General features: G+C 64.2%; 1 protein-coding gene. It reads left to right on the forward strand.

Annotated elements, in window-relative coordinates:
* Positions 1-279, forward strand: a 279-nt coding sequence (locus tag EN851_RS36025) for a glycoside hydrolase family 3 N-terminal domain-containing protein (protein WP_281041143.1), incomplete at both ends; no start/stop codon positions are given.

The raw sequence follows: 279 nt of genomic DNA on the forward strand, positions 1-279 counted from the left end.
TGCTCGCGCAGCAAGGGCATGCGGCATCAACTTCTTCCTGGCACCGGTGCTCGACCTAGTGACCGGGAGCAACCCATGGCTGCGTGACCGCACCTTCTCCGCGGACGCCGATCTCGTCGGTCGCGCCACCTCTGCGTTCATTCGCGGAGTACAGAGCCGGGGTGTCGCGGCAACGGCGAAGCACTTTCCCGGTCACCCCCATGTTCCCGAGGATCCCCATGACAGCGCCGCCGTTACGGTCACTGCCGCTCTGCATGATCTCAGACCCCAACTTGCATT

The sequence above is a fragment of the Mesorhizobium sp. M8A.F.Ca.ET.208.01.1.1 genome (assembly GCF_004791315.1).
Lineage (GTDB): Bacteria > Pseudomonadota > Alphaproteobacteria > Rhizobiales > Rhizobiaceae > Mesorhizobium.